General features: G+C 54.5%; 20 protein-coding genes and 1 pseudogene. 14 read left to right on the top strand and 7 right to left on the bottom strand.

What is annotated here, in order from left to right; translation table 11 throughout:
* The first annotated feature begins 47 nt into the window (after positions 1-47).
* The 12 genes and pseudogenes from wbpD to RT582_RS08150 all read left to right on the top strand — a co-directional run bounded on the left by wbpD (position 48) and on the right by RT582_RS08150 (position 14,387).
* A complete protein-coding gene (gene wbpD / locus RT582_RS08205) occupies positions 48-632 on the top strand; it encodes a UDP-2-acetamido-3-amino-2,3-dideoxy-D-glucuronate N-acetyltransferase (RefSeq protein WP_313477111.1) in 585 nt (194 codons plus the stop codon).
* Positions 633-1,727: a DegT/DnrJ/EryC1/StrS family aminotransferase gene (locus tag RT582_RS08200; protein WP_313477110.1), complete on the top strand. Its 1,095-nt coding sequence runs from the start codon at positions 633-635 to the stop codon at positions 1,725-1,727.
* 452 nt (positions 1,728-2,179) lie between these two features.
* A pseudogene (locus tag RT582_RS22440) lies at positions 2,180-2,329 on the top strand (DapH/DapD/GlmU-related protein); the annotation flags it as partial.
* Positions 2,330-2,360: 31 nt separating this feature from the next.
* Positions 2,361-3,815: a lipopolysaccharide biosynthesis protein gene (locus RT582_RS08190; protein WP_313477108.1), complete on the top strand. Its 1,455-nt coding sequence runs from the start codon at positions 2,361-2,363 to the stop codon at positions 3,813-3,815.
* A 45-nt stretch (positions 3,816-3,860) separates the two neighbouring features.
* Positions 3,861-5,009, top strand: coding sequence for an O-antigen ligase family protein (locus RT582_RS08185; RefSeq protein WP_313477107.1), 1,149 nt, complete (start codon positions 3,861-3,863; stop codon positions 5,007-5,009).
* 152 nt (positions 5,010-5,161) lie between these two features.
* Positions 5,162-6,268 (top strand): glycosyltransferase, encoded by a 1,107-nt coding sequence (locus RT582_RS08180; protein ID WP_313477106.1) that lies wholly within the window; start codon positions 5,162-5,164, stop codon positions 6,266-6,268.
* 524 nt (positions 6,269-6,792) lie between these two features.
* A complete protein-coding gene (locus RT582_RS08175; protein ID WP_313477105.1) occupies positions 6,793-8,616 on the top strand; it encodes a hypothetical protein in 1,824 nt (607 codons plus the stop codon).
* Positions 8,617-8,632: 16 nt separating this feature from the next.
* Positions 8,633-9,862 (top strand): glycosyltransferase family 4 protein, encoded by a 1,230-nt coding sequence (locus RT582_RS08170; RefSeq protein ID WP_313477104.1) that lies wholly within the window; start codon positions 8,633-8,635, stop codon positions 9,860-9,862.
* Positions 9,859-10,452 carry a sugar transferase gene (locus RT582_RS08165; protein WP_313477103.1) on the top strand — a complete coding sequence of 198 codons (594 nt, stop codon included), beginning with the start codon at positions 9,859-9,861 and terminating at the stop codon, positions 10,450-10,452. Before RT582_RS08170 ends, RT582_RS08165 begins: the two co-directional genes overlap by 4 nt.
* Positions 10,449-11,069, top strand: coding sequence for an acetyltransferase (locus tag RT582_RS08160; protein ID WP_313477102.1), 621 nt, complete (start codon positions 10,449-10,451; stop codon positions 11,067-11,069). Before RT582_RS08165 ends, RT582_RS08160 begins: the two co-directional genes overlap by 4 nt.
* A 98-nt stretch (positions 11,070-11,167) precedes the next feature.
* Complete coding sequence (locus RT582_RS08155) at positions 11,168-12,352, top strand: DegT/DnrJ/EryC1/StrS family aminotransferase (RefSeq protein WP_313477101.1); 1,185 nt, start codon at positions 11,168-11,170, stop codon at positions 12,350-12,352.
* A 25-nt stretch (positions 12,353-12,377) separates the two neighbouring features.
* Positions 12,378-14,387 carry a polysaccharide biosynthesis protein gene (locus RT582_RS08150; RefSeq protein WP_313477123.1) on the top strand — a complete coding sequence of 670 codons (2,010 nt, stop codon included), beginning with the start codon at positions 12,378-12,380 and terminating at the stop codon, positions 14,385-14,387.
* A 210-nt stretch (positions 14,388-14,597) separates the two neighbouring features.
* Here RT582_RS08150 and RT582_RS08145 read toward each other — a convergent pair whose 3' ends face one another.
* Both RT582_RS08145 and RT582_RS08140 read right to left on the bottom strand, forming a co-directional pair.
* Positions 14,598-15,005, bottom strand: a complete 408-nt coding sequence (locus RT582_RS08145; protein ID WP_003299931.1) for a PA2817 family protein — start codon at positions 15,003-15,005, stop codon at positions 14,598-14,600.
* 180 nt (positions 15,006-15,185) lie between these two features.
* On the bottom strand, positions 15,186-15,923 hold the full coding sequence (locus RT582_RS08140) for a 4'-phosphopantetheinyl transferase family protein (RefSeq protein ID WP_278389904.1): 738 nt from the start codon (positions 15,921-15,923) through the stop codon (positions 15,186-15,188).
* 335 nt (positions 15,924-16,258) lie between these two features.
* Here RT582_RS08140 and pap point away from each other — a divergent pair, with 335 nt between their 5' ends.
* Together pap and RT582_RS08130 are read left to right on the top strand one after the other, a co-directional pair.
* Positions 16,259-17,758 carry a polyphosphate:AMP phosphotransferase gene (gene pap, locus RT582_RS08135; RefSeq protein WP_313477100.1) on the top strand — a complete coding sequence of 500 codons (1,500 nt, stop codon included), beginning with the start codon at positions 16,259-16,261 and terminating at the stop codon, positions 17,756-17,758.
* Between the two features lie 295 nt (positions 17,759-18,053).
* Positions 18,054-19,238, top strand: coding sequence for a thiolase family protein (locus RT582_RS08130; protein WP_313477099.1), 1,185 nt, complete (start codon positions 18,054-18,056; stop codon positions 19,236-19,238).
* A gap of 264 nt (positions 19,239-19,502) precedes the next feature.
* On the opposite strand, the gene RT582_RS08125 is transcribed toward RT582_RS08130, so the two are convergent.
* From RT582_RS08125 to RT582_RS08105, 5 genes are all read right to left on the bottom strand, one after another.
* A complete protein-coding gene (locus RT582_RS08125) occupies positions 19,503-20,603 on the bottom strand; it encodes a polysaccharide biosynthesis/export family protein (protein WP_313477098.1) in 1,101 nt (366 codons plus the stop codon).
* A 448-nt stretch (positions 20,604-21,051) separates the two neighbouring features.
* Positions 21,052-21,819 (bottom strand): WecB/TagA/CpsF family glycosyltransferase, encoded by a 768-nt coding sequence (locus RT582_RS08120; protein ID WP_313477097.1) that lies wholly within the window; start codon positions 21,817-21,819, stop codon positions 21,052-21,054.
* Positions 21,812-22,687 carry a glycosyltransferase family 2 protein gene (locus tag RT582_RS08115; protein WP_125876299.1) on the bottom strand — a complete coding sequence of 292 codons (876 nt, stop codon included), beginning with the start codon at positions 22,685-22,687 and terminating at the stop codon, positions 21,812-21,814. Before RT582_RS08115 ends, RT582_RS08120 begins: the two co-directional genes overlap by 8 nt.
* Complete coding sequence (locus RT582_RS08110) at positions 22,647-23,900, bottom strand: hypothetical protein (protein ID WP_014820794.1); 1,254 nt, start codon at positions 23,898-23,900, stop codon at positions 22,647-22,649. The genes RT582_RS08115 and RT582_RS08110 overlap by 41 nt, the downstream gene beginning before the upstream one ends.
* Positions 23,901-23,944: 44 nt before the next feature.
* Entirely contained in the window at positions 23,945-25,195 is a 1,251-nt protein-coding gene (locus RT582_RS08105) for a Coenzyme F420 hydrogenase/dehydrogenase, beta subunit C-terminal domain (RefSeq protein WP_313477096.1), read from the bottom strand.
* Positions 25,196-25,225: the final 30 nt, after the last annotated feature.

Genomic DNA, 25,225 nt, shown 5'->3' with positions numbered 1-25,225 from the left:
AAGCAGCCAGCTTGCTGGCGATCAATGTTTATTGACAGGAAATTTCCATGACCTATTCCCAGCATCCCAGCGCTATTGTCGATGACGGCGCACAGATCGGTGAGGGCTCGCGCGTCTGGCATTTTGTGCATGTCTGCGGCGGTGCCCGTATTGGCAGAGGCGTTTCCCTCGGGCAAAACGTTTTCGTCGGTAACAAGGTTGTCATCGGTGACAGCTGCAAGGTGCAGAACAATGTCTCTGTCTACGACAACGTCACGCTTGAAGATGGCGTTTTTTGCGGACCGAGTATGGTCTTTACTAACGTCTATAATCCGCGATCTCTAATAGAGCGCAAAGATCAGTACCGCGACACCTTGGTAAAGAAAGGTGCCACCCTGGGTGCCAACTGCACCATCGTTTGCGGCGTGACCATCGGCGAATACGCTTTCGTTGGTGCCGGCGCGGTAGTCAATAAGGACATCCCTGCCTATGCGCTGATGGTTGGCGTACCGGCTCGACAGATCGGCTGGATGAGCGAGTTCGGCGAACAACTGGAATTGCCGGTAAACGGGGAGGGCGAAGTCGCTTGTCCCCATACTAGGGCACGCTATGTATTAACCGGCAACATCCTGAATAAAGTGGATGCCCAGTAAATGATCGAATTCATTGACCTGAAAACCCAGCAAGCCCGCATCAAGGACAAGATCAATGCTGGTATTCAGCGCGTGCTCGCCCATGGCCAGTATATCCTTGGCCCGGAAGTCGATGAACTGGAAGAAAAGCTGGCAGCCTTTGTCGGCGCCAAATACTGCATCACCTGCGCCAACGGCACCGACGCGCTGCAGATCGCGCAAATGGCGCTGGGCATTGGCCCAGGTGATGAAGTCATCACACCTGGCTTCACCTACATCGCTACAGCTGAAACCGTCGCCCTGCTGGGCGCCAAGCCAGTGTATGTGGATATCGATCCACGTACCTACAACCTCGATCCGCAGCTGCTGGAAGCGGCTATCACACCGCGTACCAAGGCGATTATTCCGGTATCGCTGTACGGCCAGTGCGCCGAGTTCGACATTATCAACGCTATCGCTGCCAAATACGGTATTCCGGTAATCGAAGATGCCGCACAGAGCTTCGGCGCCACCTACAAGGGCCGCAAGAGCTGCAACCTAACGACAATCGCATGCACCAGTTTTTTTCCCAGCAAACCGCTTGGATGCTACGGCGACGGAGGTGCCATTTTCACCAATGATGAAGAACTGGCGAAAGTTATCCGCCAGATTTCTCGGCATGGGCAGGACCGTCGGTACCATCATATCCGTGTGGGTGTGAACAGTAGGCTGGACACGATACAAGCGGCCATTTTATTACCGAAGCTAGATATATTTGATGATGAGCTTCGGTTACGTCAGATAGTAGCTGAGCGCTACAGTAGGTTTCTCGATGAAGTCAACATCTATACCGGTCCCTTTATAGAGGCTCATAATACGTCCGCTTGGGCGCAATATACCCTTCGCTTGGAGGATCGTGAGAGAATTCAAGCCGCGCTACGGGTCGCAAATATTCCTACTACAGTTCATTATCCGATTCCTTTAAATAAGCAGCCTGCTGTGGCTAGTTCGTTAATAGAGTTGCCGATAGGCGATTCGGTTTCCGAACGAGTTATCAGTTTGCCCATGCATCCCTATTTGAGGTTAGATACCCAGCAGAAAATAGTTTCAGCCATATCAGATATGATCGATGTTTAATGTTATAAGTTGGGAGCTTTAACAATGTCTTTTAGACAAAATTGATGAAGCGCTGGTTTTCATTTTAAAAAAAGATATGTAATTCCATGATAGTTAGAAATTTATCAGCATTAGTAAAAAAAAGGATTTATTATTTAGCGGGCTGGCTGAAAGCTTCTCTGCAAGGCGTCCGTCTGGATGGCGGAGCAAATATAAGTCCGAGGTCTTTCATCAAAGGCGTTGAATATATTGGAAATACTACCATAGGTGCAGAAGTTAGGATGGGCCTTGGAACATATGTTAATTCGGGGGTTATAGCTTCAGGTGAAATAGGGGAATATTGCTCCATTGCTTATAATGTTCTAATTGGGCCGGCCGAACATGTAGTAAGCCATGTTACAACGTCACCCTTCGAAGCGGTCAGCATGGGATTAAAACAAGATTTTACGAAAAAAGAAATTGCACCACCAAAAATTGGAAACGGTGTCTGGATAGGTGCTAATGTTGTTATTTTAAGAGGCGTAACAATTGGAGATCGTTCAATAGTAGCCGCTGGAGCTGTAGTTACCAAAGATATTCCTCCTTACGAAATATGGGGCGGAGTACCTGCAAAAAAAATAAGAGATTTGTCGTAGGGTAACTAGGAATATCGGATTGGCTATCAATAAAGCTAAAATTTTAGGCTTTGCGCTTGGACCAATAGGATCCGCTTTAATTGGGGTCATTAGTCTACCAGTGTTGGCTTGGCTGTTCTCTGCGGAGGATATCGGTCGAATTACTATGCTGCAAGTTTTCAGCGGTCTTTCAGTAATTGTTTTTAGCCTTGGTTTAGATTTGGCATATGTTAGGGAGTATCATGAGGCTAATAATAAGCATGGGCTCTTAAAATCCGCCTTTGTGCCAGGATTCTTCTTTACAATAATTGCTCTGTTGACATGTATTGCGGTCTCGCCCGTATTTTTATCTAACTTGTTTTTTTCTATGCAAAATGTATTGTTCAGCGCATTGATAGCGGTATGTTTTGTGGCAGTTTTTGTTTTGCGATATATTTCTCTAGTTTTAAGGGTCCAGGAAAGGGGGGTGGCTTATTCTATGAGCCAAATTCTCCCGAGACTTTTTTTTCTTATTGTTATATTTCTTTGTTTTATTATAAAAAGCGAACTTGGTTTCCAAGATTTGCTGGTTGCTCAAGCTGTTTCTTTGCTTTTGGCGATATTAATATTTTTTTGGGTTGCTCGGCTTGAGTTGTATTCTGCGGTTAAAGCATGCTTTGATTATAATAAAATGAGGAAAATGTTTGGCTTTGGTTTGCCACTAGTTTTTGCTGGATTGGCCTCATGGGGTATGACGGCAATGGATAAGTTTTTTTTAAGAAGTATCTCTAGTTTTAGTGAGCTTGGGATATATTCGATTGCTATAAGTGTAGCCGCAGCTGTTGGTGTTGTAACAAGTATATTTAATACTATTTGGGCTCCGATGGTTTTTAAATGGACATCTGAAGGTGTCAATCCTCACAAAATTGATATCGTATGCGAGCATATGGCTGCTACGGTACTCTTCTTGTTTGTAATTTCAGGGATGTTTTCATGGGTCATTCCGTTTTTTTTACCAGTAAATTATTCCCAAATACAGCATATTGTTCCCGCATGTATGGCTGCTCCTCTGCTTTATGCTCTTGCGGAATCAACTGGAATTGGCCTAAATATAAGTAGAAGAACTTCACTATCGATGCTGGCGTCATGTATGGCAGTAGGATTTAGCCTGTTCAGTAACTACCTTCTTGTCCCCAAATATGGTGCGGCAGGTGCGGCTGCAGCTACCGCGATTACGTTCTGGTTTTTCTTTTTTCTTCGAACCGAGTTTTCCTGCGTTGCCTGGCGCCGCTTTCCTAAATATAAGCTCTACATAGGAAGTGGTTTGGCTAGCATGGCTGCGGTGATTGTATCTTTATGGGGGAAACAACTTGGAGAGCTCAGTCTAATTCTGTGGATGTTAGTGGGATCGATAGGCTGCATCATTTATAGAAAATCGCTACTTTCGATTCATGTTTGTTTTAGAAATCTAATTTTAAGTAGAAAAATACCGATTCAGCCAAGCGATGGGGGCTGAATTTTGGTTATTCTCGACGTAGAACTTGTTTTTGTGGGTCCTTAAGTGAAAGTTAAATTAGGTTTATTGTCGCCTCTACAGGGTAGTTTTTTATTAGTTTTATGTTTTACATTTTTTTCATTGCATTCTATAGAAACCCTTGCTTTCGCTGGGAGGGTTTCTCTAGCGGTTTCGGTACTAGGCATAGCTACTCTAGGTACGTTGTTCCTGTATAGAGATCGAAAGCTTCCTAAGTATTTAGTCTGCTTGATCTTCGTGTCAGTTGCTATTTCTTTAATGTACACAACTAGTTTTTTCAATATTTATGGCTGGCAGAAGTCTGTGTTTCGTGGCGTGCAGGTTGCGGTGACTGTTGCGGTGCTTTTATGTGCTTTTCTATATGGGAAAACTCCTCAGGCGTTATTTAATAAATGTTTGTTTTGGGTTGCATCGTTTTCTTTTATAATTCTTGTGGTCTTAGAGTTTTTCGGAGGCGCCGGCTTTCAAAATCCAAATTCGTTGGGTATGGCAGGGTACGTGCTTTTTTCGTTCTTTATGTTCAGCGGCAGAGGCGGCTTTTGGGGGTGGATTTTAGGCTTATGCGCAATCGGGCATATTGTTCTGTCCGGGTCTAGAGCATCGTTATTGGCAACATTGGCTTTTGTTATTACTTACTGGGCTATTCCTTTTCTAAGAAGAAATAAAAATATATATATATTTTACTTGCTCGCTTTTCTTAGTCTCGGATTCTTTGCGGTTCTATTTATAACGGGTATAGCTGCAGAAGATTGGATGATAGCCATTGATGGTCTTTCGCAAAAATATTTCAATAAAAGAATCGAATCGGGGCGGAATGAAATATGGGCTCATGTGATGGGGTTAATAGGCGAAAAGCTTTTTTTCGGATGGGGTGGTGGGGTTGAACTCTCTGATCTTTCTAACTGGAAGTATTCTGTACACAATCTGTACCTGCAGGTATTGTTACAAGTCGGGCTAGTGGGCTTGCTAGGTATTATTCTTTTGATTTTTATTGTGTGGTATGGATTGTTTGAAGTTGCAGAAGACGCCTTTGGTAGAGTCGCTATTTCTTCGTTTTTAGGGCTCTTGGCGCTTCAGTTTTTTGAAATAAGTCTTTTCCAAAATAATTTGGCGCTTAGTCTGCCTATTATGGTTTTGGTTGGTTTGGCTATGGCGAAGAAAACTACGCCTGTGTGAGGGTTTGCTAATAACTGGATCAAATAACAGGCGCTGCTTGGGTGCGTATTTCTAATATAATGGCGTTTGTATTGTGAATCCATAACGCACCGCTAGCATAGTGCTTTGCATTGCTCGGATTGCACGCTTTAAACTATAGTGTTTTGGAGTAAATGACCCTTATGATAATAGCTCTCCTTTCTGGAGCAAACTCCATCCATACCATACGTTGGGCGAACGGCCTGAACGCCGTTGGCCATCAGGTACACGTCATTTCTCAGCATCGTCCTAGCGATTCTTTAGATAAGGGTGTTACTTTACATTTGTTTCCTTTTCTTGGTGTTTTTGGTTATTTCATAATGGTGCCTAGGGTAAAAATAATTTTAAGTGAAATAAAGCCAGATGTTGTCAATGCCCACTATGCCAGCGGATACGCCACTACTGCACGTTTGGCAGGTCAGCGGCCTTGGTTGTTATCTATTTGGGGGAGTGATGTGTATGACTTCCCCTGTAAGTCGCCGTTGCATAAGTGGCTAGTAAGAGGAAACTTGTTGGCGGCAGATGCCGTGGCCTCCACTAGTCATTGCATGGCCAAGCAGGCACGCAGCTTGGTGCCTGGTTTGGCCGAGATCTTTATTACGCCTTTTGGTGTAGACATGGCGGCCTATGAAACTATAAAGCCAGTTGCAGAGCAGGCCCGGCAATCGCTTGTTATTGGAACGGTTAAAACGATGGCCAGCAAGTACGGTATCGATACTCTCATTGAAGCTTTTGCATTGCTACTCAAACAGTTAGATAAAATTGAGCCTCAACTTGCTGAAAATCTAAGTTTGCGCTTGGTTGGAGGTGGTCCGGAAATCGAGGAATACAAAACCCTTGCGGCACATTTCGAGGTAAGAGATAAGGTGCACTTTGTTGGCCAAGTCCCTCACGATCAAGTGCCACAAGAACTAGCCAAGCTGGATATCTACGTTGCGCTTAGCCGGCTGGATAGCGAAAGCTTTGGCGTAGCCATTATTGAGGCCGGAGCCGCTGGCCGCCCGGTGGTGGTGTCGGACGCCGGCGGTTTGCCAGAAGTGACCCTGCAAGATAAAACCGGCTTGGTAGTACCGCGTGAAAACCCCCAAGCCGCCGCAGATGCAATGCAACAGCTGGTACTGGATCCACAATTGCGCCACTGTTTTGGCGTAGCAGGCAAGCAGCACGTCGCCGACACCTATTCTTGGCCCGCCTGCGTTCAGCAGATGGTGAATGTGTTTCAAAGGGTGATAAAAAATTAGATTGGATTATACGACCACAAACCATACAGCGACAGTCGAAGCATGTTTTATGTTGTTCCGTGGCCTTTGCATCGACGAAAATCAATTCAAAAACCTCACTATCATCGATGCCCACCGCATTTTATCAAGGCCAGTGTTATTTCCAAGCCATTCAGGCCACTGATGGCGTGCAAGAAGTGTTGGTGCATACCGGGCAGTGCTTTAATGTCGCCATGGGAGGCTGGATTGTGTACCTTTAATTTGCAGTTGCCCGAGTGACTAAATTCTGACGGCTGAGTTAATGTTGTGCTATTTGCTGAACCGATACGGCGGCACAACCTGAACAATGAAGCCTTTCGCAACAAGCTAATTCGAGGATCGCGGCTAGGTGATGTGATGCAGGATTCAACGCTGCTGGTTGCAGAGAACGCAAGAGCCCAGCCGCAAGAGTTCGACGTTGTGGAGTAGGCTTCAGCATGCTTTGCGTCCCGCCAGACTAAAACCCACTGTTCGCAGTGGCATAACTAATTGATACGGGCTGTGCTATGTGTGGAATTTTTGGCTTCATCGCCAGGGGAAAAATTAATAAAGAGAGCCTGATAACACTGGCCCTGCATGCTCGGCAGCGCGGGCGTGACTCTAGCGGCCTGATCTATGCGGACCGCTCTGGTTATCAGGTAAAACGGGCTGATTATGACATTAAGAAACTGATCTCGGAGGTTAAGCCGTTTAACTCCGCGTTCGTCTTTGGACACAGCCGCCTGATTACCAATGGCCTCTCTGACAATCAACCGATCGTTCGTAACGGTATTTGCGTTATTCACAACGGGATTATCGTGAATGATGCCGATGTGTGGAATCACATCAAGCCCATGCGAGCACTTGAAATTGACAGCGAGGTGATTGCCGCAATCACCGAGCAGCACCTCAAAGAGTCAGGTGACACCTTGGATGGCCTAGCGGAAAAGATACTCGCGTTGTGTGAGGGTGTCATTGCCTGTGCAATCGTCGTTCCCCGCCTGGGCAAGGCGCTGCTGTTTTCCAATAACGGCAGCCTTTACATTGGATCTGCTAAAGAAGGCGCATGCTTCTCTTCAGAAATGTTCCCGCTCAGCCAGATTGGTTGCACGGACATTCAGCAGGTTCGGGAAAACGCTGTTGTTTTGGAGTTGCCAGTCGCTTCGGACATTTGTGTTTCTGATACTAACCAGCGGGTCCATAACCTGATTCCGCCGTTCCAGTTTGTGGCGACCGAAGAAAAACTACTGATCCACCCACAACCAAACCTGCGTCGCTGCACCCGCTGTATTCTTCCAGAGACAATGCCCTTCATCGACTTTGATGCTGATGGCGTTTGCAATTACTGTCACAATTACACCCCGCGTAATATCCCCAAGCCCAAGGAAGAGCTTTTCAATCTCGTAGAGTCATATCGCCGGACGGGCGTCACCGATTGTATTGTTCCGTTCTCTGGTGGGCGGGACAGCTGCTATGGCCTGCACCTGATTGTCAAAGAGCTGAAGATGAACCCGGTCACTTATACCTACGACTGGGGCATGGTCACTGATCTGGGCCGGCGTAATATCAGCCGGATGAGCGCCAAGCTAGGCGTGGAAAATATCATCGTTGCTGACGATATCGCCCAGAAACGAAAGAATATTGCCGTCAACCTCAAGGCATGGCTCAAAGCGCCGCACCTCGGGATGATCAGTATTCTTACCTCCGGTGACAAACATTTCTTTCGGCATATCGAAACGGTAAAACAGCAAACTGGTGTGAGCTTGAACCTCTGGGGGGTAAATCCGTTAGAAGTTACTCACTTCAAGGCGGGCTTTCTCGGAGTGCCGCCGGCTTTCGAAGAGAAACGTGTTTATATGCACGGTTGGCGCAAGCAAATGGAATATCAGAGCCTGCGCTTCAAAGCTATGCTGAAGAGTCCTGGTTATTTCAACAGTTCACTGTGGGATACCTTATCCGGCGAGTACTATCGAAGCTTCACAGAGAAAAAAGACTACTACCACATCTTCGACTACTGGCATTGGGACGAGAAGGCTATCGATGACACGTTGATTAACGATTACGGCTGGGAGCTGGCGATCGACACCAGTACCACCTGGCGGATCGGGGATGGTACTGCGGGCCTGTACAATTACATCTATTATTTAGTTGCCGGATTTTCAGAACACGATACCTTCCGTAGTAATCAGGTGCGCGAAGGGGAAATTACTCGAGATCGCGCCCTGGAACTGGCGCGTGAGGAAAACCGCCCGCGTTACCAGAATATTCGCTGGTATCTCGATGCGCTCGGCATGGACTTTACCGAGGTGATCAAAGTCGTCAATGCCATTCCACGGCTCTACAAAGACTGACGGGCTGGCTGACTCGATGAACAAGACGATCTGGTATGTAACGAAGTACTTTTCACCCAAGACCTCCACCAGCCCTGGCGGGCGGGGTTGGTTCCTGGTGGATGAGATGAGGCGCGCCGGGCATCAGATCGTCGTTGTCACCTCGGATTCCAACAATCTGGTGGATCTTCCTGTGCTTCGGGACAGGGTAACCGTGCTGGATAATAACGGGGTCAAGATCGTTTGGCTGAAAACGATGAAATATTCGGTCGCCAAGTCGCTGCGCAGGATCCTGAGCTGGTTCCACTTCGAGTGGAACCTGTTCTGGCTCGACAAGAGCAAGCTGGAACGCCCGGACGTCGTGATCATTTCCAGCTTGTCGTTGTTGACTATCGTCAACGGGCTGTTGTTGCGACTTAAATACAAGTGCCGGCTGGTTTTCGAAGTTCGGGACATATGGCCGCTCACTATTGTCGAGGAGGGTGGCTTCAGCAACAACAACCTATTTGTCAAGGGGCTGTCGTGGCTGGAGCGACTCGCTTACAGAAAAGCGGATGCAATCGTCGGAACGATGCCAAATCTCGCCGAACATGTGCGGGGAGAGCTTGGTCATGACCGCCCGGTTTTCTGCGTCCCGATGGGGGTTAGTCGGGAGCATCTCAACGATGTGGCTGAGCTTCCTGCAGAATATGCTGAGCGTTACCTGTCCAGTAGCAAATTCAAGATTGTGCATGCCGGCACTATTGGCATTACCAATGCCCTAGACGTGTTTTTTGCAGCAGCCGAAGCCATGCAGCAATTTGCTGATATAGAGTTCGTTATCGTCGGTGACGGTGCGCTGAAGCAAGGCTACGAGAAACGGTATGGAAGCCTTCCCAACCTTGTTTTCGCGCCAAAAGTTCCGCGGACCATGGTGCAGGCGGTGCTCTGTAAAGGAGACCTATTGTACTTCTCGGTTCATGACTCGAAGGTCTGGGATTATGGACAGTCGCTGAACAAAGTCATCGACTACATGCTGGCGGCCAAACCTATTGTGGCTTCCTACAACGGTTATCCCTCCATGATAAATGAATCAGGCTGCGGCGTTTTCGTGCCCGCAGATGACGTCGATGCGGTGGTCGCCGCCGTCCTCGACATGAAATCAAGAAGCGAAGAGGAGCGTTCCCTGATGGGCGCACGCGGGCGCGAATGGTTGTTGCAGAATCGTGACTATTCGAAGCTGACCAGCGACTATCTGTCGATATTATTTCAAGGTGAGGCCAATTGAAGCGGTTTGTTGATATCACGCTTGCGCTACTTGGGTTGGTCGTCTTGTTGCCTGTCGTATTGCTTGTTGCTTGCGGGGTCAGGTGGAAGCTGGGAGCGCCAATTCTTTTCAGTCAAGTGCGACCTGGGTTACAGGGCAAGCCCTTCAAAATGGTCAAGTTTCGCTCGATGCGAGATGCTTTTGACGCCAATGGAAAACCATTGTCTGACTTGCAGCGCATGACCTCGTTTGGCAGCTTCTTACGCTCCAGTAGTTTGGACGAATTGCCGGAGTTGTGGAACGTGCTTAAAGGCGAAATGAGCTTGGTAGGTCCGCGTCCATTGCTGATGGAATATCTACCTCTCTACAGTGCCGAGCAGTATCGACGCCATGAGGTGCGTCCCGGTGTAACGGGTTGGGCACAGATCAACGGTCGCAACGCGTTGAGTTGGGAAGAAAAGTTCAGGCTGGATGTCTGGTATGTGGATAATCAATCGTTCTGGCTGGATATGAAGATCCTCTTCCTCACATTCAAGAAGGTGCTGGTGCGTGATGGCATCAGCGGCTACGGAGAGGCGACCATGAGTAAGTTCACCGGGAATAGGCCATGAAGCGTCTGGCGCTCTTGGGCGCCAGTGGCCATGGCAAGGTAATCGCCGACACCGCCGAATGCTGTGGGTGGCAGGAGATCGAGTTCTTCGACGATGCTTGGCCTGCCCGGCAAACCAACGGTTACTGGCCTGTTGTCGGCGATACTACTGTGCTGCTATCCAGCCTTGGTCGCTTCGATGGTGTGCTGGTAGCCATTGGGAACAACCGGATCCGTCAGGCCAAGCTGCTGCAACTACAGGCGATAGGTGCTCACGTTGTCAGCTTGATTCACCCATCCGCCACGTTTAGCCGTTACGCCCGCTTGGGAGTTGGTTCGGTGGTGTTTGCCGGTGCGGTTATCAATGCAGATACGCAGATCGGACAGGGCACCATTCTCAATACCGGTTGCAGCGTCGATCACGACTGCGTCTTAGGTAATGCCGTGCATATAAGTCCCGGGGCCCGGCTGGCAGGTGGCGTGGAAATAGGGGATCTGAGCTGGGTCGGTATCGGTGCAAGCGTGCGCCAATTGATCCTTATCGGTAGTGGCGTCATGGTCGGCGCCGGGGCGGCGGTGGTGGCCGATGTGGCGGATGGACAGACTGTGGTTGGCGTCCCTGCCTGTAGCTTGCGCTAGGCGGGCAGGCTTGTAGCTTTCCCCTTCAGCTTGCGCAAGCATGTTTGGGCGCTACTATAAGAGCCGGTTTTTTCTTCCCAGATCATGAGTGATTCGATTTGCTGAATACCCCCTTCTCCCCTTGGCCGTCCTTTACTGAGGAAGAGGCCAATGCTGTACGCGATGTGATCCTCTCCAATAAGGTTAATTACTGGACGGGGCAGGAGTGTCGCGAGTTCGAAAAGGAGTTCGCCGCCTGGGCGAACGGCGAGTATGCGATTGCCTTGGCCAATGGCACCGTGGCGCTGGATGTGGCGCTGCTGGCGCTAGGTGTCGGTGTTGGCGATGAGGTGGTAGTGACGCCGCGCACTTTCTTGGCCTCGGTGTCGAGCATCGTCAATGCTGGTGCTGTACCGGTGTTTGCCGAAGTAGATCGTGATTCGCAGAATATTACAGCCGAAACTATTCGCGCTGTGTTGACCTCGCGTACCAGAGCGGTGATCTGTGTGCATCTGGCTGGTTGGCCATGCGACATGGACCCGATCATGGCGTTGGCTAGCGAGCATGACCTGAAAGTGATTGAGGATTGTGCACAGGCCCATGGTGCTCAATATAAAGGGCGCCCAATAGGCTCTATCGGGAATGTGGGTGCATGGTCGTTCTGTCAGGACAAGATCATGACTACCGGAGGAGAGGGAGGAATGGTCACCACAAATGATCGCTCTCTCTGGAAGCGAATGTGGTCCTTCAAGGACCATGGCAAGAGTTGGGATGCGGTGTATGAGCGTGAGCATGCCCCCGGCTTTCGCTGGCTTCATGAGAGCTTTGGTACTAACTGGCGGATGATGGAAGTCCAGGCGGTGATTGGCCGTATTCAGTTGCAGCGAATGCCGAGCTGGCATGCGGCTCGCTTGGCTAATGCTGAGCGTATTTGGTCAGTAGCCAAGGGTTTGACCGGCTTACGCGTGCCGACGATGCCGACTGAATTCAATCACGCAGCGTATAAGTGTTACCTATTCGTTGAGCCTGCCGAGTTGGCTGAAGGCTGGAGCAGAGATCGCATTCTTGGTGAAATATCGTCGAGAGGTGTCCCGTGCTTTTCCGGCTCCTGTTCGGAAGTGTATTTGGAAAAGGCCTTCGACGGCACGGATTGGAGGCCTGCGGAGCGTTTGGCGGTAGCACGTGAGCTGGGTGAAACCAGCCTTATGTTTCTGGTGCATCCAACACTAACGGCAGCTGAAATTGAAAAAACCTGCTCGGTCCTTAAAGACGTCATGGGTTTAGCGACAAGCAGCGCGTTTTAAGAAGCCCATCAAGAGTGAGGTCGTGGTGTTAAGACTTGCTGAAAAGCTGCGCTCCCGCCTGGTGGAACTACCCAGGCGCTACAAGCGCCTGGTTCAAGTATCGACAGATGTGGTGTTGGTCTGGGCTGCGCTTTGGCTAGCGTTCGTAGTCCGGTTGGGGGATGCCCGGAATATCGAGCCGTTCGGCGGCCATGCCTGGCTGTTCGGTATTGCACCGATGATTGCGATTCCATTTTTTATTCGCTTCGGCATGTATCGCGCCGTGATGCGTTACTTCGGTAACGATGCACTGATGGCCATCGTCAAGGCGGTTACGCTCTCTGCGTTGCTTTTGTCTCTGGCGGTGTATTGGCGTACGGATGTGCCCAAGGTCATTCCGCGCTCGATGGTGTTTAACTACTGGTGGCTGAGCCTGCTCCTGATTGGCGGCTTGCGCTTAGTGATGCGCCAGTACTTCATGGGTGATTGGTTTTCCCCGGACTCGCTCACTAAGTTCAAAGGCCGCGACGCGGGTTTGCCGAAGGTTGCGGTTTATGGCGCCGGTGCGGCGGGCAATCAGTTGATTGCTGCGTTGCGCTTGGGGCGCGCGATGCGTCCGGTTGCGTTTATCGATGATGATCCGAATCTCTTCAACCGCACGATTGCAGGGCTCCGGGTGTATTCGCCCAAGCACATCCAGCAGATGGTCGACGAGACGGGAGCGGATGAAATTCTGTTGGCGATTCCGTCTGCATCACGAGGCAGGCGGCGTGAGGTGCTGGAGACATTGGAGCATTTCCCCCTCCATGTACGCAGTGTTCCTGGTTTTATGGATCTGGCCAGCGGCAAGGTCAAGGTTGAGGATATTCAGGAAGTCGACATTGCTGACTTGCTCGGGCGCGACGCCGTTCCGCCGCAGCAGGCGCTGTTCGAGAAGTGCATTCGTGGCAAGGTGGTGATGGTGACGGGAGCGGGCGGCTCGATCGGGTCGGAGTTGTGCCGACAGATCCTGTCGAACAAGCCTCAAACGCTGCTGCTGTTCGAGCACAGCGAGTTCAATCTATACAGCATTCACATCGAGCTGGAGCGGGCTATCGAGCGGGCTTCGCTGCCGGTCCGGTTGGTGCCGATCATGGGTTCCATCCGTAATCCCGAGCGCTTATTGGATGTGATGCGTACCTGGCAGGTGGAGACGATCTATCACGCGGCTGCCTACAAGCATGTGCCGATGGTGGAGCACAACGTCGCTGAAGGCGTGCTGAATAACGTGCTTGGCACCATGAACACGGCCCAGGCGGCGGTGCAGGCGGGTGTGGCCAACTTCGTGCTGATCTCCACCGACAAGGCGGTGCGCCCGACCAATGTGATGGGCAGCACCAAGCGTGTCGCTGAAATGATTCTGCAGGCGTTGAGCCGCGAAACCGCGCCGGTGCTCTTTGGCGCTGGCGACTCGGTGCATCACGTCAACAAAACGCGCTTTACCATGGTTCGTTTCGGTAATGTACTGGGGTCATCGGGCTCGGTTATTCCGCGCTTCTACCAGCAAATCCGCAGTGGCGGGCCGGTGACGGTGACACACCCGAAGATCACCCGTTATTTCATGACCATTCCCGAGGCCGCTCAGTTGGTCATTCAGGCGGGGTCGATGGGGCAGGGTGGCGATGTGTTCGTGTTGGATATGGGCCAGCCGGTGCTTATTGCCGAGCTGGCCGAGAAACTGATCAACCTGTCCGGCCTGAGTGTACGTTCGGAGAAAAGCCCGCACGGGGATATCGCCATTGAGTTCACCGGGTTGCGGCCGGGTGAGAAGCTGTATGAAGAGCTGCTGATCGGCGACAACGTGAGCCCTACCGAGCATCCGATGATCATGCGCGCCGATGAGGAGTATTTCACCTGGGATGCGCTGCGTAGTGCGCTGGCGAAACTGCTCAAGGCTGTTGAACAGGATGACTATCCGCAGGTTCGCGTATTGCTGCGTGAAGTGGTGAGTGGTTATGTGCCTGAAGGTGAAATCGTTGATTTGATTTATCAGCAGCGGAGGGTGGAGCCGGAGTAGTAAGTAGAGTCACGTCAGGGTGGCCTGGTCTTCTGGCAGCTTCTGAACTGCCCAGCTGTTGAGTAGGCGAGATTTTAAAACTGCCTGCGACAGCCTCTACCGCCAGGGAACCTTTCTTCCCAAGGGGGCTTCAGCCCCCACCATTAGCGGCCTTGATTGCCTCTCAGTTGGCCAGATACTCCTTGCCATTCGGCCGGCTGGTGCTGGATATCAGTGTCGTGCACCCTCGTCCTGTATGCTCAATAGTTGTTTTTCACGGTTCCAGTCGAACGGTTCGTCGTTCTGCTCGGCTTCGTAGCGGCGCTCTTCCAGCTGCTGGAAGACGGCGATCTCGTCATCCGGCATGAAGTGCAGGCAGTCGCCGCCGAAGTACCACAGCAGGTCGCGCGGAACCAGGTGGGCGATCTGGGGGTAGCGGTGGAAGACCTGGCAGATCAGGTCCTGGCCCATGTGGCGCTCTTCCGGCACGTTCTGCAGGTTCATGATCAGTTCGTCGAAGCGTTCGAGAAACAGCGCGTGGCTTTCTTCCGAGACCTGTTCGGCCTCGCCCATGGCGAGCAGGATGCCGCGCAGATGGGCCAGCAGGGCCAGGTTGTGATCGTGGTATGGATTGGCCATGTGTTCACCTGTGTCGGTTTTCTGAAAGGCGCGATTATAGGCGTGCGCGCCGGTGAATTGGGGTGTCTGGTTGACTCGCTGAAAGCCCGCGGGTTCGGTTTTTCAGATGAGGCGATATCAGGCCCTTCAGCTTGCCAGCGCTGGGCCGCGCCTTTCTGGGCGCGGTGGCAGGGCTGAGCACTAGCTTGGGTCGACCGAGGCGGGCTGAACAGGAATGCTGATCAGGCTGAGCAGGTAGCCATCGAAGGTAGTGCACTGGCCCTCGAACTCGGCACCGTTGCGCCAGGTTGCGGAGAGGTCGATCAGCAAGCGCAGGCGCGCCAGGCCCTGATGAGTGGCGTCCAGCACCTCGGCGTCCTGAAAGTAGAAGCGCTGCTGCACCAGCGGGTACAGGGCTTTGAACAGGCTTTCCTTAAACGAGAAGGTTCGGGTGACCAGTTCGGCACGTTTGTTTTCGTTCAGCGGGAAGTAGATCTCCAGTTCACGGGGAGTAAGGATCTCGGCGGCCAGGCGGTCAGCTCGTTCGGGGGCAAGAATGCGCTCGATATCCAGTCCCAGCCCGCTCCATTGCTGACTGGAACCCACCACCACGCCTGCCCAGCCTGCGCCGTGGGTGATGGAGCCAACGATGCCGCGCGGCCACTGCGGTGCGCGGTCTTCACCCACTGGCGGCACGAATGCAATGCCGGTCAGGCCTCGAAGGGCCTCCCTAGCGCATAAACGTCCAGCGAGAAACTCGGCCTGCCGCTTGCTGACGCCTTTCTGTGCGGGAATCTCCCAGCGACTAAAATCCTCGAGGTCGAGCAATGCCGGGTCGAAGCGTGTGCTCATCAGGCTCACACCCGACAAGGCTTGCGGTAGCGGCCAGTGGTCGGTGGGTGGCGTGCAGCAGCGCGGGTAGGAAGGCAGATCGTTCATGGTCGCTATTCTGCCTCAAGGCAGGTATTGGATGTGATCGCGCTTCGGGCGACGCGCCGTACTTCGCTTGGCGGATTACCACTTGCTACTCGCGCTGTTTCGCCGGCATCGGTCCCGTTCCAGGTCGATGCTTGGGCATCTGGACTGCTTCCCGCCGTCCCTCTCCCGCGGGGAGAGGGTGCGCAAATCAACAGCACGCCGTCGTCGCCAACGGCTGCAGCTCCGCTTCAGGAGGAATAAACCGTACCAAGGCTGCGGTTATTTTTTCACGCGCTGCTCGCTATGCCTTCAGGGTGCCTGCTAGGGTTGAGCGCATCACCTGGACGGAGAAAGCGATGTTCGAATCAGCCGAAATTGGTCACTCCATCGACAAGGAGGCCTACGATGCGGCGGTGCCCGAGTTGCGTGAAGCGCTGCTGCAGGCGCAGTACCGGCTCAAGGCCCAGGCGCGGTTCCCGGTCCTCATACTGATCAATGGCATCGAAGGCGCCGGCAAAGGGGAAACCATCAAGCTGCTCAACGAGTGGATGGATCCGCGGCTGATACGTGTCGACAGCTTCGATGTGCCCAGCGACGAAGAACTCGCGCATCCACCGGCATGGCGTTTCTGGCGACGCCTGCCGCCGAAGGGCCACACCGGGATTTTCTTCGGCAACTGGTACAGCAAGATGCTTGAGGACCGTGTGCACGGGCGCATGGATGGTGACGAGCTGAAACTCGCCACCGCGCGGGCGCAGCGCCTGGAGCGGATGCTCTGTGACGAGGGCGCGCTGATCTTCAAGTTCTGGTTCCATCTGTCCAAGGAGCGTATGAACGCCCGGCTCGATTCGCTGAAGAATGACCCGCTGCACAGCTGGCGCATCAGCCCGTTGGATTGGCAACAGTCGAAGACTTACGACAAGTTCGTGCGCCACGGTGAGAAGATCCTGCGGCTCAGCAGCCGGGATTTTGCGCCCTGGTATGTGATCGAGGGTGCGGACGAGCGTTATCGCAGCCTGACCGTCGGCCGCATTCTGCTCGAAGGTCTGCAGGCCGCCCTGGCCGCCGCGGAGCAGCCAGGGCAGGCGGCGTCGCAGCCGCATTCGGCGCCGCTGCAGATCGATCTGGATCATTTGAGCCTGTTGGACAGCCTGGATCTGAGCCAGAAGCTCACCAAGGACGACTACCAGCAGCAGCTCGCCGAGGAGCAGGCGCGGTTGTCGCAGTTGTTGCGGGATCGCCGTCTGCGCAAGCGGGGCGTGCTGGCGTTGTTCGAGGGTCATGATGCGGCGGGCAAGGGGAGTGCGATTCGCCGCGTGACCGGCGCGCTCGACCCGCGGATGTACCGAACCATACAGATCGCCGCGCCCTCCGAGGAAGAACGCGCGCAGCCCTGGCTTTGGCGCTTCTGGCGCAATGTGCCGGAGCGCGGCAAGTTCACCATCTTCGATCGTTCCTGGTATGGCCGCGTGTTGGTCGAGCGGGTGGAAGGTTTCTGTACCCCGGATGAGTGGTTGCGCGCCTATTCGGAAATCAACGACTTCGAAGAGCAACTGGTCGATGCCGATATCGTGGTGGTGAAGTTCTGGCTGACCATCGACAAGAAAACCCAGCTCAAGCGCTTCAAGGAGCGCGAGGAGACAGTCTTCAAGCGCTTCAAGATCACCGAGGAGGATTGGCGCAACCGTGAGCGCTGGGACGACTACGGGCATGCCGTAGCCGATATGGTCGACCGCACCAGTACCGAAATCGCTCCCTGGACGTTGGTAGAGGCCAACGACAAGCGCTTCGCCAGGGTCAAGGTGCTGCGGACGTTGAATGAAGCGCTGGAGGCGGCGATCGAGAAGGGACGTTAACCGGGGCGGGGTTGCCAGGCTGTTGCTACGGGGTCGACGGTGTCCTGTGACCGGGGAGCCGCCGCAGGGTTGGTCGCGCGAATCGCATCCTATCTACGAGCCTGAAAAGCCTACCCAAACGCGCTATCCGGCCGGAGAGGCGATGGCCGTGCATATCCGAGCTGAATGGTCGTCGCCAGTGCTGCGAGGCGCGAACTATGCTCGGGTCACCGTCCACCCCGCGGTCGTGGAACAAACCGTGCGCGCAGCGCCGTCACAACATCCCCGCGACCGCTCCTAGTCTCCGAGGTATGTCATGCGTGAAGTAGTGATCGTCGATAGCGTACGGACCGGCCTGGCCAAGTCCTTCCGTGGCAAGTTCAACATGACCCGTCCTGACGACATGGCCGCGCATTGCGTTGATGCGTTGCTGTCGCGCAATGATCTCGACCCCGCACTCGTCGAGGATTGCATCGTCGGTGCTGGCTCCAATGAGGGCGCCCAGGGCTACAACATCGGTCGCAACGCCGCGGTGCTGTCCCGTCTGGGCATCGGCTGCGCCGGCATGACGCTTAATCGCTACTGTTCATCGGGCCTGCAGGCCATCGCTGTCGCGGCCAACCAGATTGCCTCCGGTTGCAGCGACATCATCGTCGCCGGCGGGGTGGAGTCGATCACCCTGACCCTGAAGAGCCGCAACACCGATCACCTGTTCAACCCGATCATCCAGGAGCGTGTGCCGGGCATCTACCACACCATGGGCCAGACGGCCGAACTGGTGGCGCGGCGCTACAACGTCACCCGCGAGCAGCAGGACCTCTATGCCCTGCAGAGCCAGCAGCGTACCGCGCGCGCTCAGGTCGATGGGCTGTTCGGCGACGAGATCGTGCCGATGAACGTGCAGTACTTCACCGAGGACAAGAACACCGGCGAGCGTACGCTGCACCAGGGCGTGGTCGACGGGGATGATTGCAACCGTCCGGACACTACCCTGGAAAGCCTCGCCGGACTCAAGCCGGCTTTCGCCGAGGACGGCTCGGTGACCGCCGGCAACGCGTCGCAGCTGTCCGACGGCGCCTCGATGACGCTGGTGATGAGCCTGGACAAGGCCATCAAGCTCGGCCTCAAGCCGCGTGCGTTCTTCCGTGGCTTCACCGTGGCCGGTTGTGAGCCGGAAGAGATGGGCATCGGTCCCGTCTACGCCGTGCCGCGCCTGCTCAAGGCAAAAGGGCTGCAGATCGCCGATATCGACCTGTGGGAGCTCAACGAGGCCTTCGCCTCGCAGTGCCTGTACTGCCGCGACACCCTGGGTATCGATAACGAGAAGTACAACGTCAACGGCGGCTCGATCTCCATCGGCCACCCGTTCGGCATGACCGGCTCGCGTACTGCCGGCCATATCGTGCGCGAACTGCAGCGCCGCAATCTGCGTTACGGCGTGGTGACCATGTGCGTGGGCGGCGGCATGGGCGCGGCCGGGTTGTTCGAAGCGGTGCGCTGAAGCCCTCGAAGCTGCTCACAAAAACGGGCCTGCTACCAAGCTGTAGCAGGCCCGTTTTTTTTGCCTGGCTGCGTTCTGCGGGGTACTAGTCGGGCCGCTTCTGACTGATGCTGCGTGGAGCGCCGTCGCCGACGGCGGTTCGGTTCCGCTGTAGGTGTTGCACGCACGGCGCAATGGCGGGTGCCAACATACGAAAAAGCCGCAGAGCATCGGTGATGACTCTGCGGCTTTTCTACCCGATCCTGCGATCAGGCCATGGCGCGCTTAGCGAGACAGGTTGTAGTCCGCTGCGGCACCGGTGCCCACGATGCTGGCGGACGGCAGCAGCTGGCTGATGAAACGGTTCCAGCGGGTGATGTTGGCCGGCCCCACGAACACAACATCCTGCGGCTGGAGCGGGAAGTGCTTGGCCAGTGCAAAGGCGGTGGGGGAATCGGCGTTCAGCTGAAAGACCTTGGCCGGCTCGGTCATCATGTCTTCAGCACCGCGAATCACGTACAGCGCCTCACCATCGGCAGTCTCCTGACGAATGCCGCCGGCGGTGCCGATTGCGTCCATCAGGTTCATGTTGGTGGCTTTGAACGACAGCGCTTGCGGCAGGTTGACCTCGCCCAGCACGTAGATCTTGCGCTGGTCGTTGTATGGCAGGTGCAGCTGGTCGCCGTCCTTCAGGTAAACCTGGTGCAGCCACGAGTCCGGGCGGTTCAGCGAATCCATGTCAAGCATGTACTCACGACCGTCGCGCTTGAGCGTCAGACCGGTGAGGTCCGCGGTTTCGGTATCCACACCGGCTTGACCGATAGCCTGGGTGATGGTCATCGGAGCGGTGGTCACCGGCACTTCGCCGGCGGTGTCGAATGCACCGGAAACGACCACGCGCTGGCTGCCGAAGCGCAGGATGGATACATCGACCTGTGGGCTGTCGATGTAGTTGGTCAGGCGACGCGCAATCAGGGCACGCAGTTCTTCAATGGTCTTGCCCGCGGCTTCGATATTGCCGATGTACGGGTAGAACAGGGTGCCATCGGGGCGAACCAGACGACCGTTGGCATCCAGCTGCTGCTGCGGGCCGGACGGCGCGGTCAGCTCCGGGTGGTCCCAGACGGTAATGTAGAGCAGGTCGTTGGCGCCGATGCGGTAGGCGCCGGGCTTGTAGTTGAGCAGTTCCTGCTTGCTGGAGGTGCCCGCGTCGGAGGCGAGGTCTCCCTTGAGCATTTCGGGGGTGATGCGGATCAGTTGAACGGTGCCGTGCTCGGCTTCGGCACCTTCCTTGAACTCATCGGGATCGAGGTACTGGCCGGGGGCGAACGCACAGCCCTGCAATACCAAGGCGGAAGTAAAAGCTAGAGCGATAAATGGTTTCATGGGTTGTTCATCCTTGACGGAGTGGTTGTTGTTCAAAGAGTGAGACGGCTTGATTCACTTTTCTGCCTGAGGCGCTTGAGTAATTTTTTCGCCTTTCCAAGAGGACCGGAGTCATCACTCCACACTCCTCAGCGACCAAATTGGATCGGTAGCCAAAGTTTCTCTCCTTCCTGACTTGTTCATCTCCAGCAGCTATCTATTCAGCTACGTAGACGCGTTTTTATTTCCCTCCTGGTTGTAAAGACAGCGGCTGTTTGGTTGGGCAGGTTTAATTCCTAAGTTCTTCACATACGGCTGCTGCGTTACCACCGAGGCGGGATGGCGCTCATGTTTAGTTAGATGTTGAATTGCCATCCTGTCACGCTCACACAGAAGGGATAGACCGTCTCGATTTCGCTGGGTTCACCGTCGTTCAGTGCAATTTCGCCCAATTTTTCGATCATTGGGATTAGCTGTCCTGTTTCGCCGGCTTGGCCTTCTGCACGCGGTAGTTTTTTTCCCGCATGAATGCCGGAACTATGAACATCGCGTCATGTGCGTAGCGCTTAACCAGCCTTTTGGGTTCGGAAAGCATCCGATGCAACCATTCGAGTTTGCAGTTCTGCATCCACACCGGGGCACGTTTAATACTGCCGGTAGCGAACGAAATGGATGCGCCAATACAAAAGCCCATACCGGTCCGTTCGTGACTTTCGATGGAACTGGCAAGTATTTCCTGGCGCGGCGCGCCGACTGCGTAGAGCACCAGTTCGGACGGGTTTTCCCGAACGAACTGCAATGCCCGTTGCACTTCATCCGGACGATTTATGAAGCCCATCGGTGGATTGTGGTGATAGAGCGTGATTCCGGGGTAGATCGCGCGCAGTTTGACGCATTCCTCTTCGGTCGCCCCGATCAGGACGATGCGCAGGCGCTCGCGGTCTGCCCATTCCAGCAGGTCGACGGTCAGATCGCTGCCCGGAATCACCTCTTCGATCTGCACACCGAGGCGCTGCAGCAGCGGCTGCAGAATTCGGCTGTCGCACAGACGCAGGCGAGCCTTGGCGTAAGCCTCGCGCAGCGCAGGGTTATCCTGCAGTTGCGCCAGGTGGTCGACATTGGGGGTCACCACGAACGAGTAGGGCTGCTTGACCCCCTCGCGAATGCAGTTCAGCAGCGTGGCCTTGCTGCCGGTATAGAAACTCACACCGAACGCGTGGTTAGTCTCGTTAGACACTCATCGTTACTCCCTTGAAGGCGCCCTTGATGCCGGACCAGGCGAGGCTGGGGTGGTTGAACTCCTTGATGACGGTGATCGCCGACAGGAAACAGGCCGACGCGAAGGCGAAACCCTGGCCGTAGAAGCGCTTGTTGAATCGGGTCGCGGCGCGATTGCGGTAGTAGTGATAGAAGGCCGAGCGGCCGCCCGAGCTCAGCGAGCCGTAGTGGAAGAGCCTGCTGCTAGGCACGACGCGGATAGAAATGCCTTTCTTCTTGGCCTGGAACTGCCAGTCGACTTCCTCGGAATACATGAAGTACGCCTCGTCCATCAGGCCGATGCGATCGACCAGTTTGGCCGAGAACGCCAGGCTGCAGCCCATCAGGTAATCCGGCTGCTCGCTGGTGTTTGCCATGGCTTCGAGGGTCTGGTCCTTGCCCAGCAGCTTGGCCTTGCCCAGCAGCGGGTAGAGTTTGCCGCCGCCGTAGCATTCCAGGCGCCCTGTGTCAGCGCTGAGGATGACCGAGCCGACGAATTGGCGATCGTTCTCTTTTAGCGCATCGAGCAGCGGCGTGAAGGCATCACTGTCGACATAGGTGTCGTTGTTGACGATCCAGAAAGTGGTCACTGGCAGGTTGTCCAGCGCCCAACGCAGGCCGTAGTTGTTGCCACCGGCGTAGCCGTTGTTCTCCGGGTTGGCGAGAACGGTAACGTTGTGGCGCGGCTGGGCCTCAAGCCACTGGTTGAATGCCACCACGGAGCCGTCCTGGGAGTCATTGTCGATGACCACCACATGGTTGAGAGCCGGGCAATGAGCGAGCAGGCTCTCAACGCAACTGATGGTTTCAGTAGCTGCCTTGTAGTTGAGGATAAGCGCGACGTTCATGGATGGGTTCCTGGCTGCGAAGGTGACGTGCCTTGAGGGCGTGAATGACGAATAGCATCGCGATGACCGGCTGGCCGTACTCGAACAATCCGTTGAGTGGCCAGATGACGAAGAACGCCAACATCGTCGAGTAGATGAAAGTCATATCGGTGGTGATGTTTTTGGCGATGCGCTGATAGACGAACAGGGTCATCGGAATGACAAAGAAGGTCAGGAAACCGAAGCGGAACAGCGTGCCGAAGACACCCACATCGGAGAGGAAGAAGTGCTCACCGAAATAGGGGATGAATCCGTCCTGCCACATCAGCGACAACGAGCCGCTGGGTAGCCAGTTGACCTGATCGAGATGGGCGAAGATCGAGGAGATGGTGTACGTGCGTACGCCATCCTCTACGCCTTCGAGCGTGCTGTCGTAGAACTCGGTGTTGAGGCCGAGAACCTCGAGCAGGCTTGGAAAGAAATAGAAAGGTGACAGCAGAATTGATAGCGAAGCCGCCCATATGACTGCCTTGGCACGCAGGCAGAAGAGCGTGAACAGCAGGCACAGCACGATCAATTGGCGGGTCTGGGTGGCGAATACCAGTGTCAGCAGCAGCAGAGCGGCGATCACCATATAAAGGGTCTTGTTACGAGCCGCGCCGTTGATCGGAGAGATTCCTTTCGACCAGATCTGGATGCAGTAGAAATAACCGAAACAGATGAGGTACGGACCGATTGAGGACCGATCTGGGCGGTCATCCGATCGCACTTCAGCCCGCATATCCGGAATTACGCCGAACTTGAAGCACCAGGAAAAGAACGCTGCGATCAGCGCCGCGTACAGCAGGCCACGTTCGAACTGCAATGTGCTGACCCGTTTGCCGAGGAACAGCAGCGGTGCAAAACCCAGGCAGAAAAGCACGCGGCGTTCTTCGATGAGCCCGAACACCACCGGCTGACCGTAGGTGTAATAGGCGAAAACCGCCGGCATCACGAGAAAAACGACCGTGCTGTACAGGCAGTAGTACATCAGGATGCGAAATTCACGCGGAGCGTTTTCCGCCGATGCCAGCAACAGCAGAATGGTGAACACGATGCTGACTGCCAGGTACAGTTCGTTCAGCCCCTTGATGCCGTAGGGGTTGTGCGGGCTGTCACCAAACACCGAGAAGTGCAGTATCAGTGCCAGTATCAGCAACGGAAAAAAGAAGAAGCGTGAACTGAAATTCGTCATCAACCTGAGTCCTTAGGTATTGGTTCCTTGAGCGCCACAGCCTTTCAAACTGTTTCCAGCGCCCGCTTCTTGATCTTCTTGCGCCGCACCAGGAGACCGGTGAACGCCTTGAAGCTCTGGTAGAACCCGATCTCCTTTACCCCTTTGCCAAGTTCGAAGCCTTTGTACGTAGGGGTCTTGAGCAACAGCAGCTTCATCGCCAGCAGCCGCGGCAGGATCGTCGTGCGGCGGTAATACTGGAACGGCTGGATGGAGAAGATGCTGCCCGTATCGAAAGCCTCGGCTTTGACAACGCCAGCAGCCTCCGCGTTGCGAAAAAGTTCGCGACCTTTTGCGGTGCGTACCAGAATCAGCGAATTGCCCTCGCGCTCCTCGAAGGAGGGGTAGCCCTTTTCATCGCCTTCCCAGCCATCGGCGCAGACGATGTCGGCGAATTCGCCAATGCCGTCCGGGCAGATCTTGCAGCGGGTTTGCAGGTGGCGGTTGAGCACTTTTCCCCAAGAGTCGTTGTAGGTCATGGTGCGTTCGTCGCCATTCTTCAGCGTGGCCTTGGTCAGCCCCGGCCAGCCGTCGCCGCGGTAGCGGAAGGCGGTGACGTCGCTGCGCTTGACCTCCAGCTTGTCCAGCACCTGCTCGGTACCCTGCAGGCTCGGCGTGCCGGCGCACATGAACGAGACGATGTAAGGGATGTTTTCCTTCAGCCGCGGGTTGTGCTGCTGCATCTGGCGCACGGCGGCGACGTCGCACGGCTTGCCGATGAACAGGTACTTCTCGGTGGACATGGCCACCCACTTCAACGCTTCGCCCGGGCTGGCCGGCGCGTAGCGAGAGCCGGAAGAGGCGATGACGTTCTGCCGCGAGCGGCTGATGGTGGCGACGTTCTCCAGCGGATCGGTCTGCGAAGCCTGGATCTGGATCACGCCGTCGACCAGCTTGTTCTCCAGGCAATACTGCGCCAGCGCCGAGATCACGCCGCCGGACGAGCCAGCCTGACGGATCTCGTTATCAGCGGCGTAGCCTTTGAGCGTGTCGAGGATCTCGCCCCATATCGGGTGGTAGTTCTCCGACTTGTACGGGCGAATATCCAGATTCAGCGCCGGGCAGGACTTGGCGAAAGCGGCGCTGGTCCGCTCGTTGGCCACCGGCTTGTTCTGGTACTGGCTGTTGAGGACCGGACGGTGGTAGCCATCGCCAGTCAGACGAATCTTGATAGCGTCGTCGTCTGCGACCGAGCTGCACATGCCACAGCCGCTGCACAAGTCGTTGTTCAGCACGCGATTCAATGAAGCTTTCATACCTGCCTTCCCTTGAGCGGCCAGTCGAGC

Origin of the sequence: Stutzerimonas kunmingensis (assembly GCF_032106285.1) — a bacterium.
GTDB lineage: Bacteria > Pseudomonadota > Gammaproteobacteria > Pseudomonadales > Pseudomonadaceae > Stutzerimonas > Stutzerimonas kunmingensis_B.
This window is presented reverse-complemented; position numbering and strand designations above follow the sequence as displayed.